The organism is Ignavibacteriales bacterium, assembly GCA_026390795.1.
Classification (GTDB): Bacteria; Bacteroidota; Ignavibacteria; order Ignavibacteriales; family Melioribacteraceae; genus Fen-1258.
Genome location: JAPLFG010000003.1, coordinates 17,710 through 34,173, shown reverse-complemented (window position 1 = coordinate 34,173; position 16,464 = coordinate 17,710). Strand labels below are relative to the sequence as shown.

Here is a 16,464-nt window from a genome sequence, read left to right as displayed (position 1 = left end):
TTGATAAATGATTTTATATAAGGAAATGTAAAATGAAAAATGCTAAACTATTTAGTCCATATAAGCTCGGAAACATAGAACTCAAAAATAGAATTGTTATGGCACCTATGACTCGATCCCGCGCGATCGGAAATATTCCAAACAAATTAATGTCAGAATATTATGGTCAACGTGCCGGTGCGGGACTTATCATTACTGAAGGGACTTCTCCTTCGCCTAATGGTCTCGGTTATAGCCGCATTCCGGGAATCTATAGTGAAACACAAGTGGAAGGTTGGAAGAAAACCACAGATGCAGTGCATTCAAAAAGTGGAAAGATATTTCTACAGCTTATGCATACTGGACGAATCAGTCATCAAGCGAACATGTCGGAAGGCGCAGTAATTATTGCCCCTTCGGCGGTTAAGCCATCCGGTCAAATGTGGACTGATGTTAGTGGACTACAGGATTTTCCAATCCCAAAGGAAATGACTTCAGAAGAAATAAAATATACCAAACAAGAATACATTTTCGCCGCAGCTAATGCAATGAAAGCAAGGTTTGATGGTATTGAACTACATGGTGCTAATGGTTACCTGATAGAACAATTTTTATCTCCGGTTAGTAATAAAAGAAACGATAATTACGGCGGTAGTATTGAAAACCGCTGCCGTTTTCTTTTGGAAATTGTAGAAGATGTAATTAAAGCGATTGGAAAAGAGCGTGTTGGTTTGCGTTTATCTCCTTACGGTGTTGCCAGTGATATGCCTTCTTATCCCGAAATTGAAGACACTTATAAATATCTTGCCGAAAAGCTGAACAGTATAGGAATACTTTACATTCATCTAGTTGATCATAGTGCTATGGGTGCGCCGAAAGTACCTATCGAAATTAAAAAATCTATTCGAGAAAGATTTGAACACACACTTATTTTCAGCGGCGGATATACAATGGAACTCGCAGAAAATGAATTAGAAAACGGAATTGCTAATCTCATCGCATTCGGTAGACCATTTATTAATAACCCCGATCTCGTTGAACGATTTGCTGACGGCTGGCAGTTATCAAAAGATCTTGATATGAACACATTTTATTCTCCAGGTGAAAAAGGATATACAGATTATCCTATGCATGCTTAATAATGTGAGCAAACATTTTTATTTATACGGAAGTATGGAGGCATAATGCAACGACAAATCAACAGAAAAATATTATTGGTTGAGAGACCAATCGGAATACCGGATGAGGGTTGTTTTAAACTAGTTACATCTGAATTACCTCAACCGATGAGCGGACATGTTTTACTGAAGACAAAATTCATTTCAGTTGATCCATATATGAGAGGCAGAATAAATGTTCGAAAATCATATGTCGCGCCTTTTCAACTGAACGAAGTTTTGAATGGAGGAATTGTAGCAGAGGTGATTGAGTCAAAATCAAATAACCTTGTTAAGGGAGATTTTGTAGTTGGAAATCTTAACTGGCAGGATTACAATATAGCTGGCGAGAAAGATGTCAGGAAAATAAATCCTGATATTGCCCCGATTAGTACATCGCTGGGAGTGTTGGGAATGACAGGACTTACGGCGTATTTCGGATTGTTGGATATTGGTCAACCAAAGAAAGGTGAAACAGTCGTTGTTTCCGCGGCGGCTGGTGCCGTAGGAACGATTGTAGGACAGATTGCAATGTTACACGGTTGTCGTGTTGTTGGAATAACCGGATCTGACAAAAAAACAAAATACTTGATTGATGAACTTGGATTTGAAAACGCTATCAATTATAAAACTTCTAATCTGGAGAAAGCATTGAACGAAGCTTGTCCGGATGGCGTTGACATTTACTTTGATAATGTAGGCGGTGATATTTCAGACGCAGTCCTTTCTTTAATCAACAATAACGCGCGCATTCCATTATGCGGTCAAATTTCATTATACAACGAGATACAAATTCCGACGGGAAGACGAATACAGCCTCAATTACTTACACATAGTGCTCTCATGAAGGGTTTCATCGTCCACAATTACGCAGATCGTTTCGAGGAGGGGATAAGTCAATTGGCTCACTGGCTGAGGGAAAAAAGATTGAAGTATGAGGAAAATATAATCGTTGGATTGGAAAATACTCCGAAGGCATTCATCGGATTGTTTTCTGGAGAAAATCTTGGCAAACAAATTGTGAGAGTTGTGTGAACAGTTAATTAACAATATTTCGCAAACTGATTTAAGATGAATAATAAATTTTAACTAAAGAATGCTAAAATCAACAATTAAAATATTTACATAAAAATCATGATAAAAATATATAGACATACCGAAAATGGTTTTGAAAAACTTACGTCCTTTGTAATAAATATACTTGGCAACTCTATCACATTTATTTTTGCATTAGGAGCCGTAATATTCTGGCTCACTAACAAGCGATTTTACACTCAGGATATTCATTCCAGCATCGGCGATTTAATTCTCGGGATTACTTTTCTGAACTTATTTATTATACAAAAATCATTCAACCGTTTCTCCGGCTCGCTTCATTTGAAAGTGAATGAACTTGTCGCATCACACGAATCTGCCAGCAATAAAGTTATGAATGCGGAAGTAAAAACTGAAAATGAGATAATTGAACTATCAAAAGAATATGTTGAACTGGCTGAGAAGACAAAAGAAGAAGGAGAAAAAATCCTGGAACGATTTCATAAATCAGAAGTAGACAAAGAGTAAAAAAGTTTTAATAAGGAAATAAAAATGCAAAAGAATGAACAGAACCTGTTGCCTCCAGTTGATTTGGAGGCGGAAATAGAAAGATTGCAAGAAGAACTTATAGATGAGCGTGACCGGAATCTTCGTTCTCTTGCAGACTTTAAGAATTATCGCCGCCGCATTGAACGAGACGGCAATAAAATTGTTGAGGAGGAAAAAAGGAAAATGATACTTCCTTTGTTAGACATAATAGATGATTTGGAAAAAGCATTACAATCTGCACACGACACGAAAAAACCTTTTGTCAAAGGAGTGCAAATCATCCATCAAAAACTTGTCAACTTGTTAGATATATATGGAGTTCTCCCGTTCGAAAGTGTTGGCATGCAGTTCAACCCTAATCTACACGAAGCTGTGGCAATGGCAAAACATAAAGGTAGTGAACCGGGAATTATTATTGATGAACTTCGCCGCGGTTATCACATGAATGATGAATTACTACGCACAGCTCAAGTACGAGTTGCAGGTGAGTAAATATTCTGGGGGATTGTGCTATGAATACAATATGGTCAAGCTATGAACTATAAAGATTACTACAAGGATTTGGGTGTTGGAAAAACTGCAACTCCAGCAGAGATAAAAAAAGCGTATCGAAGACTTGCCAATAAATATCATCCCGACAAAACTAAGGGAGACAAAGTAGCAGAAGAAAAGTTCAAAGAAATTAACGAGGCTAACGAAGTTCTTAGCGATCCGGTAAAACGAAAAAAGTACGATCAATTTGGTGCGGATTGGAAACACTACGAAGAAGCCGGAGCTCAGCCGGGAGGATTTGATTGGTCGAAATATGCAAGTGATCGTGGCGGACAAACGCACCGGACAAGTACAAATGAATTTGATTCGATGTTTTCTGGTGAAGGAGCCGGTGATCTCTTTGAAATGCTTTTTGGACAACGCAGTGGTGGTCAGCGACAAGGGAGAAGGAATGTTGTTAAAAAAGGAGAGGATCTTGCAACAGAAACAATACTTTCTCTCGAAGAAGTATATCATGGAGCCGCTCGGCTCATACAACTAAATAATCAGACTATTAAAGTGACGATTAAACCGGGTGTTGCCGATAAACAGAAACTCAGAATTTCCGGTAAAGGTGGTAGCGGATTAAATGGTGGTCCAAATGGCGATCTCTTTCTCACAGTCAAGATTGCACCGCATCCGGAATTTCATCGGAAGGAAAACGATCTATATTATAATCTGCCGGTTGAACTGTATACTGCTGTTCTTGGTGGTAAAGTTGAAATCAAAACACTGAAAGGTAAAGTTACTGTTGATATTCCAAAGGGAACACCAAATGGTAAAGAACTCAGACTTCGAGGGCTTGGGATGCCAGTATACGCAAAGAAGAATGAATTTGGAAATCTGTTTGTAAAAATTAACATCATGCTGCCGGAGAATCTCAGCGAGGAGGAGCTCGATTTGTTCAAAAAATTAGGAGCACTAAGGAATTAAAATATTGCTCAACTATTGCATAAGAAATTGATACTTGAAGGTACAAGATGTTCTACAATAATTTTACTAAAAAATAATTTTAAAGGATTCTTATGAAAACAAAATATTTACTTCTCTCAACGATAATAGTAATTGTATTTACAGCAACAATGTTTGGGCAAACCAAACAAAAAATTAGTACAAAGCCCATCACATCACCAAAAGATGTTTCGAGCGTAATGGGCAAACCGGTTTTTGAATCTAATGTAGATAGTCTTAATACCAAAGTTTGGATCTTAACCCAAAAGGATTATAAAGTAATGATGATGACAACTATGGGAAAGAAAATGGGAAAGATGGAAAATAACATGGCAATGGACAAAGAAACTAAAGCTGCTGTATTAACCGGTACACATTACTTTATTTTTGATGTAACAAATATTACAACCGGAAAACAATTTGCCGATTCCAGCGCCAAAGTAGAAATTGTTTCCCCGTCAAAGAAAATTGCCTCAGTCAATTTACAACCGATGATGAATCACTTCGGTGGCGGCGTTACACTTGACGAGAAGGGTGAATATTTATTTACAATTAATCTGAATATTGGTATGGGCTACAAAACATCTCAGTTCAAATATCGCGTAAGATGATCAAAGTATTTAAATATTCAAGACAGATTAACTCAAAAAATTTTAGCTGGTATTGCGCAAGTTAATGAAAGAGAGCGCTTTTTTGGAATCAAATATTAAGAATACATCTGAATTTAAAAAGATCTCCTTAGAAGAGATGTATAAACTTCTTGAGACGACTGCAGATGGACTTTCAGATTCCGAAGTGAAGATTCGTCTTGAGAAATTCGGCAATAACGAAATAGTAGAAAAGAAACAGAGTTCCTTTCTCGAATTTATTCTGCGTTATTGGGGGCCTATGCCGTGGCTGCTGGAACTTGCTATGGGACTTGCCTTCGCTTTAAATCATTACGTTGAAGGAATAATAATTTTTACATTGTTAACGTCAAACGCCATAATAGGACAAATACATTCAAGCGGTTCACATAAAGTGATGGAACTGTTAAAGAAAAAACTTGCCATTAAATCAAAAGTACTGCGGAATAAAAAATGGTCGGCGCAAGATGCAAAAGGAATTGTGGTAGGGGATATTGTCTCTGTAAAACTTGGAGACATTGTACCCGCAGATGCCAAAATTATATCGGGCGAACTTTCTGTTGATCAATCAGCACTTACCGGAGAATCTCTTCCAATCGAAATATATCCATCAGATATTATTTATTCTGGCTCAGTGGTAAAACGTGGAGAAGCCATTAATATAGTAGTTAACACCGGCGCAAACACTTTTTTTGGCAAGACAGCTGAACTGATAAAAATAGCGAAGCCGAAATCACATCAAGAAGAAATGATGATGTCTGTGGTAAAGTATATGATTTATCTCGGTATTGCCGCATCCATTGTGGTTTCAGTATCTGCCTTACTTATGCATTTAAGCATTCTTATAATGTTGACCTTCGTAATTGTTGTCCTTTTGGGAGCTATTCCTGCGGCTCTTCCGGCAGTCCTTACAATTGTGCAATCTGTTGGCGCAACTGAGCTTGCAAAAAAAGGAGCATTAGTGACAAAGCTAGATTCAGTAGAAGACGCTGCCTCGATCGATATTATTTGCTTTGACAAAACCGGCACGATCACTCAAAACAAGTTATCGGTTGTTGATAGTATTTCGTTTTCCGGCAACAAGAAAGAAGATGTTCTGAGAATAGCTTCTCTTACCTCACAATCGGAAGGAATGGACTTAATTGATCTTGCCATAATTGAATATGCCAAAAAATCGGATATTAATTTTAATGAGTACAAACAGGTTTCCTACACCCCATTCGATCCATCTACGAAAAGAACAGAGGCAATAATTGAATCAGAAGGAAAACGATTCAGATCTGTTAAAGGTGCTGCACAGATGATATTATCTCTGTGTCCTAATGTAGATAAAGGAACATTAGATGAAGTAAACAAAACTATAGATGGTTTTTCCAAGAAAGGTTATAGAACGATAGCTGTTGCCAGATCAGGTGTAGATGATTTAAATAATCTCAAGATAATAGGATTGCTGCCCCTGGCAGATCCGCCAAGACCGGATTCAAAAAGTATGATAGACCAAGCAAGAAAGTTGGGTATTAAGCCGTTAATGCTTACAGGAGATAGTATTGAAATAGCAAAGGAAATTTCAAATCAGATTGGTATTGGTAATAACATTATTCGCATGTCGGACATTAAAGATTTGAGCGCTGAAAAACAGTTGGAGATCGTTAGTAAATGTGATGGATTTGCAGAAATATATCCCGAAGACAAATATAAGATTGTTAAACTTTTACAATCCGGAGGACATATTGTAGGAATGACCGGGGATGGAGTTAACGATGCGCCCGCTTTGAAACAAGCGGAGATGGGAATAGCTGTAAGCAATTCGACAGATGTAGCAAAAGCAGCAGCAAGTGTAGTCTTAACTGAATCCGGTGTGGGTGTAATAATAGATGCGGTAACAATAAGCAGGCAGACATACCAACGAATGCTAACATGGGTTCTCAATAAAGTTATTAAGGTTATAGAATTTGTTGTTTTTCTTTCGATAGGATTTTTTTGGCTTCATAATATTTTGCTTTCTCTTATTGGAATGACCTTACTAGTATTTGCAAATGATTTTGTGATAATGACTCTTGCAACCGACAATGTAAAGAGTACAACTAACCCGAATAAGTGGAACGTAGGGAATTTAATCTTAGCTTCTCTTGTTCCGGCACTCTTCTATGTCTTGGGAGACATCATTATAATTTTAATTGGTATTAATTATTTGCATTTGCAATGGAAAGAACTAACTACTCTCGTAATGCTGAGTTTTATTTTTAACAGTCAATTTAGAGTTCTGATCGTTAGAGAAAGAAAACATTTCTGGTCATCGCTTCCGGGTAAAGGTTTGCTCATATCAACCACCTCGGCAATTATCGGAATTGCGTTTATAAGTTTATTCGGAATCCTTGTTCCATCGCTAAACTTACTTATAGTTCTTAGCGTTTTGGGATTGTCGGCGCTCTTTACATTCGGCATTGATTTCCCAAAATTTTATCTGTTCAAAAAATTCGGATTATAAGAATTGATTTAAAAACTTATTTTAAATGAAAGCAATGTTGAACACATGACTAATAATATGAATAATCCAATTGAAGGATTTTAATATGGAATTAATAATTCTTCTAAAGGGAATTTTGATTGGTTTTGCGATGGCAGTTCCTGTTGGACCCATTGGAATTATGTGTATACGCAAAACACTTACCGAAGGACGATTACGAGGTTTAATTATTGGTCTTGGTGCCGCAACTGCAGATATGCTTTACGGATGTGTTGCTGCATTTGGACTTACAATCATTTCAAATACGCTTGTCAGTCAAAAAATTTGGATACGGCTGGTTGGAGGTGCTCTTCTACTATTCCTTGGTGTAAGAACATTTGGTGCTCTCCCTGCAGATCCCAAAATCGCTATCAAAAGCAGCAGTGGAATTTTAAGATCATATCTAACTACTGTTTTCCTAACACTCACTAATCCTATGACTATCTTTGCTTTTATAGCAATATTTGCCGCACTAGGATTAGGGGCCGGTCTTAGTTATTTATCTGCCGCGGCTCTTGTAGTAGGAGTTTTTATTGGTTCAGGTTTATGGTTCTTTCTGCTTAGCTCCGGTGTTACACTTTTTAGAAAGAAGCTGGATTTAGTTGGGCTGCAATGGGTAAACAAAATTGCGGGTATTCTTATAATCATCTCCGGTGTTTATGCAATCGCAAGTCTGTTATGAAAATTCACATACCGGTAAAATTGTGCTATCGACACATTGTCTTTTATTGGTGATATTTATTTTTATATTGCGTTTTATAAATCATAATAAAGTATTGTTAAACAACTACTTATTACATTTATAAACTAAAGGAGAGTTTTATGGAAGGCAAGAGTCGGTATTATAATTTAGGCTTGCTAGTACTTGCAATCGTTTTTTATTCTAGACTTGCAGGGAATGAAAATATTAGAACATTGCAATTTATTTACATCTGGTTAATAGGAGCTTTATCAGGTCCAATAATATTTGATATTATCCATAGGATCAAATCAAAACTAAAAAGTCCGAACTGACAAATCTAACATTAACGAAAGTTTTGACAGAAATTATAAAATAAATTTGCCATGAATAAATTTATTATCATCAAATTCTATTACGGTTAATAATTGCGTGAATAAAATTAAAATAGTTTCTGCAAGACTTAAAAAATATTGGCATATACTTGGTCCAGGCTTAATTACAGGCGCAAGCGATGATGACCCTTCCGGGATCGCAACGTATTCACAAGCAGGCGCAGGTTTTGGTTTTGCAACTCTTTGGACTGCAATTATTACTTTTCCTCTTATGGCTGCCGTACAGGAAATGTGCGCACGAATCGGTATGGTTACTCAAGAAGGATTAACAGGAACACTCAAAAAAAAATATCATAAAAGCTTTCTATATATAATGGCGTTGTTTAGTTTTCCGGCAATAACACTGAACATCGGCGCAGATATACAGGGCATGGGAGCTGTTGCCAATTTACTTATACCTCAAATTCCTTCATTTTTTTTCAGCATACTTTTTACGGCTCTACTTATTTTCGTGATAGTCAAATACCCATATACTAAACTTGCGGCTACATTAAAATGGCTTTGTATATCATTATTATTATATGTGATAGTTCCTTTCATGGTGCATGCGAATTGGAGGGAAGTTTTAAATAGTACTTTTATCCCAACTATTCATTTCAACAAAGCTTTTTTTGGAATACTTGTTGCAATTCTTGGAACTACAATTTCTCCGTACCTGTTTTTCTGGCAAGCTACTATGGAAGCTGAAGACATGGCTCACAGCACCAAAAAAATTATAATTAATAAAAGAATTTTAGACAACATGAAGATGGATATCGATTTCGGAATGTTGTTTTCGAATCTTGTTATGTTTTTTATAATACTTACAACCGGAGCTGTTTTATACAAGGCAGGCATAAGACAAATTGATACAGTAGGCCAAGCAGCTAAAGCATTAGAACCTTTAACAGGTAAACTTACTTATTTACTTTTTGCCGTCGGTGTAATAGGAACAGGTTTTTTGGCAATCCCGGTTTTGGCAGGATCACTTTCCTATATTTTAGCTGAGACTTTTAATTGGAAGGAAGGGTTGGACAAAAAATTTCACGAAGCCAAAGGATTTTACGTTACGCTTATTATCTCGCTTCTGGTAGGATTGTCGTTGGAATTTCTAGGTATAAGCCCGATACAGGCACTTATTTATACGGCTGTATTGTATGGCTTAACGGCGCCGGTAATGATTGCCATTATTATGCACATTTGTAACAACAAAAAAGTTATGGGGGAATTTACAAATAAAAAATGGTCAAATATTCTTGGAACAATAACTCTTATACTAATGAGTGTAGCCGCCGCTGCATTAATCTATTTCCAGTTCAAATAGAATTGTTCTACTTAATTTCCTAGGTGCTTTGTGCTCTATACATCATTAGATTCTGCAGCCTGGTTTCGGATAAAGTTTCGATAGCTTTTAGCAAATTTTAATATTAGTTTAATATATAACGAAGTGACTAGCGATATCATAGGACCCGGGTCAAATGTTCGAGCTTCTTCTAGATTGAATGATTCTTATTAATATAGATTTCCAGAAGTACTGCGATTTTATAAGAGAAAGACAATGAAGAAGAAAATTGTTTCAAAAAGGTCTCCCGTCAAAAAAAATAAAATAGCCTCTGAAGTATCATCCTCAAATAATTCATTTTATGTAGTCGGAATAGGTGCATCTGCAGGCGGTTTAGAAGCTCTCGAAAGATTTTTCGGAAATATGACCGAGAGTTCTGGAATGGCTTTTGTTGTAGTGACACATTTAGATCCAAATCATGTAAGTATTATGCCGGAACTAATTCAAAAATCTACCAAGATGAAATTATTTCAAGCTGCAGACGGAATGGTTGTTGAACCAAATCATGTGTATGTCGCACCGGCAAATAGGGATATAGCAATTCTTCACGGGATAATACAATTAATAGAACCCCCCGAGGCACATGGGTTCCGACTTCCAATCGATTTTTTCTTCAAATCTCTTTCTGCGGATTTAGCTGAAAAAGCTATTTGTATAATCCTTTCAGGTATGGCTTCCGACGGTACTACAGGGTTAAAAGCTGTGAAGAATGAATTAGGAATGGTAATGGTGCAGGATCCCAAATCAGCAAAATTTGATGGTATGCCAAGCAGCGCCATAAAAACCGGATTAGCCGACTACATTCTCCCGCCGGAAGAAATGCCCGAACAATTGATTAAATATACTTCTCAAAAAATTAATGGTGTTTATTTCGATAGGGCAATTACTGATGGTAAAATCCCCGATTCATTTCAGAAAATTTTTATATTGCTCAGAACTCATACCGGCCACGACTTTTCACATTACAAACATAATACAATCTACCGGCGTGTAGAAAGAAGAATGAATATAGCTCAATTGGATACTCTCCCGAACTATATCAGGTTGCTTCAGGAAAATCCGGCAGAAATTAAATCCTTGTTTAAAGAACTTTTGATTGGCGTAACAAATTTTTTCAGAGATCCTGAATCGTTTGAGAAATTGAAAAAGGTATTATTAGAGTTAGTAAAAACTAAGCCGGATAATAGTCAAATAAGAATATGGGTACCCGGTTGTTATACCGGTGAAGAGGCATACTCTGTCGCCATTATATTGAAAGAGTGCTTAAATGAAGTGAAGAAAAATTTCAACGTGCAAATATTTGCCACAGATATAGATAATAATGCAATTGAAAAAGCGCGTATAGGTTCATTCTCTGGAATTGAATCCGATATTAGTAAAGAACGTTTGAATCGTTTTTTTACTTCCGAAGGAAATCTTTATCAAATCAGAAAAGAAATTAGAGAAATGTTGGTCTTCGCGCCGCAGAGCATTATTAAAGATCCCCCATTTACGAAACTTGATCTAATTTCCTGCCGCAATCTTTTAATTTATTTAAATACCGAATTACAGAAAAAAATAATTCCTTTATTTCATTATAGTCTTTTACCTAAGGGAATACTTTTTCTGGGTTCTTCGGAAACAATTAGTGGATTTGTTGATCTGTTCTCAATAATAGATAATAAATGGAAAATTTATAAAAGAAGAGAATCAATTTACTCAGCACAACCTTTTATGGAATTCCCGGTGTCGAGACCATTAGGAAAAACTAATGAGATTATTATGGAAAAGAACGAAATAAAAAATATTACTCAATTAGCGGAAAAAGTCATTCTGCAAAGTTACTCTCCTAATTGTGTGATAATAACTGCGAATGGAGATATAGTTTATATTCATGGGAAAACCGGTAAATACCTAGAGCTTACTAACGGCGAAGCGAAGATGAACATTTTTGAAATGGCACGTGAAGGATTACAACAAGAACTTCCGGCATTAATTAGAAAAGTTATAGCAGGCAAGAAATCACTAACAGCTGAAGGAATAAAAGTAAAAACTAACGGCAGCAAGCAGTTTATAAATCTTACGATCAAACCGATCAAAGAACCTAAAGAAATGCTGGGTTATTTATTGATCATTTTTGAAGAAGTAACACCACAAAAAAAGGTACCGACTTCTAAAAAAATACATTATGAAAAGAAATCGGAAAAAATTATCAGAGAACTTGAACACGATTTAAAAGCGACTAAAGAAAATTTACGGTCAACCATTGAAGAATTGGAAACTTCCAACGAGGAATTGAAATCGACCAACGAGGAGATGCAATCAACTAACGAGGAGATGCAAAGTTCTAATGAAGAAATGGAAACTTCCAAAGAAGAATTACAGTCGCTTAATGAGGAATTGATAACGGTAAATACCGAGCTGCAGAATAAGAATGATGAATTATCGGTTCTTAATAATGATATGAAAAACCTGATGGATAGCAATGATATTCCTACCATTTTTCTTGATAATAATTTACTTATTAAAAGATTTACGTATCATGCAACAAAAGTTGTAAACCTGATTGCATCCGATATTGGAAGACCAATAAGCCATATAGCCACGAATCTCAAATATGAAAAGTTTATTGAGGACTCAAAAGAAGTTTTAAGAACCCTTGTTTTTAAAGAAGTTGAATTACAAACCAAGGATGGAACCTGGTATCAAATGCGGATATTACCTTACCGGACATCGAGCAATATGATTGATGGACTTGTGATTACCTTTACACATATTCACAAAATAAAAACTGCCTATGAAGAGATCAGTAAGCTAAACCAGGATATTCAGCTTGCGCGTGAATATTCAGATAATATTGTTGATACGGTTAGAGATTCGCTTCTTATTCTTGATAAGGAATTGAAAGTTCTTTCGGCCAACCGTTCTTTTTATAAATTATTTAACACCGTCAGCGAAAAAACTGTCGGTAAGTTTATTTATGATCTTGACGATAAAAATTGGGATATCCCTAAGCTGCGAGAACTGCTTGAACAAATACTACCTAAACACAATCATTTTGAGGATTACGAAGTTGAATATAATTCTGCATTAGTGGGCAGAAAAAAATTACTATTGAATGCCCGTGAAATTTTTCAAGGAGATAAAGAATCTAAACTCATTCTTCTTGCAATCCAGTTCCAAAGTCTAAAATAAAGAGAGAAAAAAAATGAAACGTGCAAAAAAGGAATCTGACAAGACCGTTATTAAAAAAACTAAGAAAAAGATTGAGCCAAAAACTAAAAAGCCGGCTGTTGAAAAACTTGAAGATGTTAAAAGACTGGTACAGTTGCTACAAATCCATCAAATTGAACTGGAACATCAAAACGAAGAACTTAGAATTGCACAGGAAGAATTGGAAGTATCGAGAAATAAGTATGTAAACCTTTTTGATTTTGCACCAATCCCTTACTTTACTTTGAATAAACACGGCATAATCAAGGAAGTAAATTTAAGCGCAAGTAAAATGTTTGAATTAGATCGGAACAAATTAATTGATAAGAGTTTTAGTACTTTTATTCAACTAGATGAGAAGTCAATTTTTAATTCGTTTATTGCTAATGTTTTTGATTCCCACATAAAACAAACTTGCGAATTAAATGTGACGAACAAAGATAAACATGTATTCCATGTTCTACTGGAAGGTTTAGAATTAGATGACTTGCTGGGAATAGATCAAAAATGCCAGGTTGCGTTAATCGATTTGACGAAATACAAGAAAGCTGAGGATTCTTTAAAAGATTCCACTGAAGAACTTAAATTACTCAACTCTACCAAAGATAAATTCTTCTCGATCATTGCGCACGATTTAAGAAGCCCTTTCCAGTCTTTGCTAAGTGTTTCTGGATTACTTGCTACGGAAACTGAAAGTTTATCGCAAGAAGAGATAATTATGTTTAGCAAAGGATTGAATGACAACTTGAAAAATCTATATGCCCTTTTGAAAAATTTGCTCAATTGGTCGCTGATGCAAAGAAACATGCTTGAGTATACACCGGTAGATCTTAATCTCTTTGATTTAGTGAATAAAAAAATTGAAATTTCAAGTCAGAGTGCGATAAAGAAAAATATCACTGTCACAAACAAAGTAGACACCAGAACTATAGTTTTTGCTGATGATAATATGCTTCGCTCGGTTGTTCATAACCTTATAACAAACGCAATTAAATTCACCAAATCTGATGGACGTGTAATTATTTCATCTATTGAGAAAGATGGTTTTGTTGAAGTGTGTATCCAGGACACAGGAATAGGTATCGAATCAGAAAAAATTTCTACTCTGTTCGACTTTAACATGTTAGCTACAAGTATAGGGACCGATGGAGAAAAGGGAACAGGACTTGGATTACCTCTCTGTAAAGAATTCGTAGAAAAAAACGGCGGTAAAATTTGGGCAGAGAGTGAATTAGGAGAGGGATCAAAATTTAAATTCACTTTAAACAAATCAATCTCATAAATTTATCACCATTTGATAATGCAATGAATTTATTATTGAATTACATCATACCCATTGTGAAGACAAAATAATTTTAGTAGAATTTAGACCTCATCCAAACAGTTTATTTTAGATAAATTGAAAGTGAAATGGAAAAAATACAGATATTGCTAATAGAAGATAACCGGCTTCTGCGTGACGGAATTGTGTCGATTCTAAAAAAGCAACCGGATATGAGTGTCGTGGCTATGGTTGGTAATGGCGAAAACATTTTAATCACAATGAAGAAGCACAAACCAAATGTAGTCCTTTTAGATCTTGGTTTACGTGATCAAAATAGTTTACAGATTGTCAAATTAAGTAAACAGAATTTTCCCGAAACTAAAATAATAGTAATGGATCTTATACCTCTTCAGGCAGATGTATTTGAGTTTATACAAGCTGGGGTATCAGGATTCATACTAAAGGATGCAAGCATTGCTGAATTTTACAAAACTATCAGATCGGTTTATAATGGTCTTCAAGTTTTGCCGCCTAATTTAACCGGCTCACTTTTTTCTCAAATAGTCGAGCATGCAATTAACAGATTCAAACCATCAGTAATTGTTGAAGCAGTTCGTATGACTAAACGTGAACGGCAAGTTATTGAATTGATTGCAGAGGGTTTTACAAATAAAGAGATTGCACAAAATCTCCATCTTTCAACCTACACAGTGAAAAGCCACGTTCATAACATTCTTGAAAAATTAACGCTGCATACACGTGTCCAGATTGCGAAACATGCTCATCTTTCAGACAATTATAAAACCGCAGTAGACACTACTTCATTAATTGGTGAGTAACTACCGATCGTAAACCAGCTAGAGATGTAGTTCCTTTTTCATCCTTTTGCTCGATAGCATTTTACTACTCGTAATTATAGCTTTTCACACAAGCATTAGACAACTATATGAATGACTTGTAAAATTAATTTAATTGGAGAATCACAATGAAAAAGCTAAACGCAATATTCTTAATTTTAATTTTTGCAGTATCACTTTTGGTTTGCAGCTGCAGTGCAAGCGGTCAAGTCTCAACAAATAAACAACAAAACAGTAAAACTATCGAATTAACAAAATAATTAGATCATCAAAATATTACTAAAATAATGATTCGTTAGTTTTAGATAATTCGACTTATGGTGAATTGGATTCATTAGCAATAAAATTCTTATTGGCAAAAAAGGGTTAGTTCCTTTCTCATCTGTTTGAATGAATGATTATTCCATTCACCTGGTAATAAAGGAACATGAATAAAATAATCTCTTATGGACTAATGAATGAATTTTTAAAATGTCATAACCAATGGAGGTTTAAGATGACGAACGAAGCAAAGGGAATTGGAAAAGGGTTACTAATTGGAACTCTTACCGGTGCCGCTGTCGGATCAATTATAGCACTTCTATATGCTCCGAAATCCGGGAAAAATTTACGCGAAGAGATCAAAACGAAATCGCACGACTTTCTTGACGATGTTGATGAGTACATTGTGAAAGCAAAGGATAAGGTTTCGCACTTAATGAATGAAGGCAAAAATAAGTCCGAAAAATTGGTTGCCGAAACTAAGGAAAAAGTTGATATGCTTTTAAATGAAGCGGAGAAACTTCTTACCGAAGCGAAAGATAAAACTGGAAAAGTAGCTAATCAAGGAAAAGAAAAGTATGAAAAAGAAAGTGAGCGTTTGAAAACTGCAATCAAAGCAGGAATGGATGTGTAGAAGCTAAGGAAGGAAGTGAAATGATGATGACTGTTATTGATATTTTGTTAATCATATTAATTTTATCGGCTTCCGCTTTATGTGTTTTTGCGATTATATATTTGAAAAGAATTACTGAACAAGTTGAAGCTCTCCGAAAGGATGTCCACGAATTTTTCGAAAAGACAAACCCGATTTGTGATAATTTAGAAGAAATGTCTCGACGGATTAAACGGGTTGTCTCTGAAGTTGAAAATTATTGGGAGGAGATTGATAGCTCAATTAAAAATCTGCGTGAGCGGTTATCAATCTTTACGTCTCATAAAAATTTTCAAACCGTTGTGTACCCCGCCAAATACCTCCTCAAAAATGTTAAGGCATTGGCAAGCGGCACTTCAGTTTTCTTGGATACATATAAAAAAAAGTAAGTATAGAGAGTAATGCTTCTAATAAATGTCTACCTCAAAATATAATAAGCACATAAAACATTTTACGATTTTAGGAATGCAAACAAAAATTGAAGGGACAGATATCTTTCATAACAGTTT

Annotated in this window: 15 protein-coding genes; all 15 read left to right on the top strand. The window is 35.6% G+C overall.

The features are described 5' to 3' along the window. The first annotated feature begins 32 nt into the window (after positions 1-32). The 15 genes from NTX65_03735 (at position 33) to NTX65_03665 (ending at position 16,344) form a co-directional block, all read left to right on the top strand. Positions 33-1,118, top strand: coding sequence for an alkene reductase (locus tag NTX65_03735; GenBank protein MCX6168426.1), 1,086 nt, complete (start codon positions 33-35; stop codon positions 1,116-1,118). A 45-nt stretch (positions 1,119-1,163) separates the two neighbouring features. Beyond that, on the top strand, positions 1,164-2,171 hold the full coding sequence (locus NTX65_03730) for an NADP-dependent oxidoreductase (GenBank protein MCX6168425.1): 1,008 nt from the start codon (positions 1,164-1,166) through the stop codon (positions 2,169-2,171). A 99-nt stretch (positions 2,172-2,270) separates the two neighbouring features. Further along, a complete protein-coding gene (locus NTX65_03725; GenBank protein MCX6168424.1) occupies positions 2,271-2,699 on the top strand; it encodes a low affinity iron permease family protein in 429 nt (142 codons plus the stop codon). A gap of 24 nt (positions 2,700-2,723) precedes the next feature. Continuing rightward, the gene (locus NTX65_03720; protein ID MCX6168423.1) at positions 2,724-3,212 is read left to right on the top strand and encodes a nucleotide exchange factor GrpE; all 489 of its coding nucleotides are present in this window, start codon (positions 2,724-2,726) and stop codon (positions 3,210-3,212) included. 42 nt (positions 3,213-3,254) lie between these two features. After that, entirely contained in the window at positions 3,255-4,184 is a 930-nt protein-coding gene (locus NTX65_03715) for a DnaJ domain-containing protein (protein ID MCX6168422.1), read from the top strand. A 92-nt stretch (positions 4,185-4,276) separates the two neighbouring features. Further along, a complete protein-coding gene (locus NTX65_03710) occupies positions 4,277-4,813 on the top strand; it encodes a hypothetical protein (GenBank protein MCX6168421.1) in 537 nt (178 codons plus the stop codon). 82 nt (positions 4,814-4,895) lie between these two features. After that, the gene (locus NTX65_03705; protein ID MCX6168420.1) at positions 4,896-7,316 is read left to right on the top strand and encodes a plasma-membrane proton-efflux P-type ATPase; all 2,421 of its coding nucleotides are present in this window, start codon (positions 4,896-4,898) and stop codon (positions 7,314-7,316) included. 85 nt (positions 7,317-7,401) lie between these two features. After that, on the top strand, positions 7,402-8,016 hold the full coding sequence (locus tag NTX65_03700) for a LysE family transporter (GenBank protein ID MCX6168419.1): 615 nt from the start codon (positions 7,402-7,404) through the stop codon (positions 8,014-8,016). A gap of 429 nt (positions 8,017-8,445) precedes the next feature. Continuing rightward, entirely contained in the window at positions 8,446-9,711 is a 1,266-nt protein-coding gene (locus tag NTX65_03695) for a divalent metal cation transporter (protein MCX6168418.1), read from the top strand. A gap of 234 nt (positions 9,712-9,945) precedes the next feature. Then, a complete protein-coding gene (locus NTX65_03690; GenBank protein MCX6168417.1) occupies positions 9,946-12,903 on the top strand; it encodes a PAS domain-containing protein in 2,958 nt (985 codons plus the stop codon). A 13-nt stretch (positions 12,904-12,916) separates the two neighbouring features. Next, a complete protein-coding gene (locus NTX65_03685; GenBank protein ID MCX6168416.1) occupies positions 12,917-14,203 on the top strand; it encodes a PAS domain-containing sensor histidine kinase in 1,287 nt (428 codons plus the stop codon). A gap of 128 nt (positions 14,204-14,331) precedes the next feature. Next, positions 14,332-15,024, top strand: a complete 693-nt coding sequence (locus NTX65_03680; protein ID MCX6168415.1) for a response regulator transcription factor — start codon at positions 14,332-14,334, stop codon at positions 15,022-15,024. A gap of 146 nt (positions 15,025-15,170) precedes the next feature. After that, on the top strand, positions 15,171-15,302 hold the full coding sequence (locus NTX65_03675; GenBank protein MCX6168414.1) for a hypothetical protein: 132 nt from the start codon (positions 15,171-15,173) through the stop codon (positions 15,300-15,302). Positions 15,303-15,538: 236 nt separating this feature from the next. Then, a complete protein-coding gene (locus tag NTX65_03670; GenBank protein MCX6168413.1) occupies positions 15,539-15,937 on the top strand; it encodes a YtxH domain-containing protein in 399 nt (132 codons plus the stop codon). A 20-nt stretch (positions 15,938-15,957) separates the two neighbouring features. Then, the gene (locus NTX65_03665) at positions 15,958-16,344 is read left to right on the top strand and encodes a hypothetical protein (protein MCX6168412.1); all 387 of its coding nucleotides are present in this window, start codon (positions 15,958-15,960) and stop codon (positions 16,342-16,344) included. Positions 16,345-16,464: the final 120 nt, after the last annotated feature.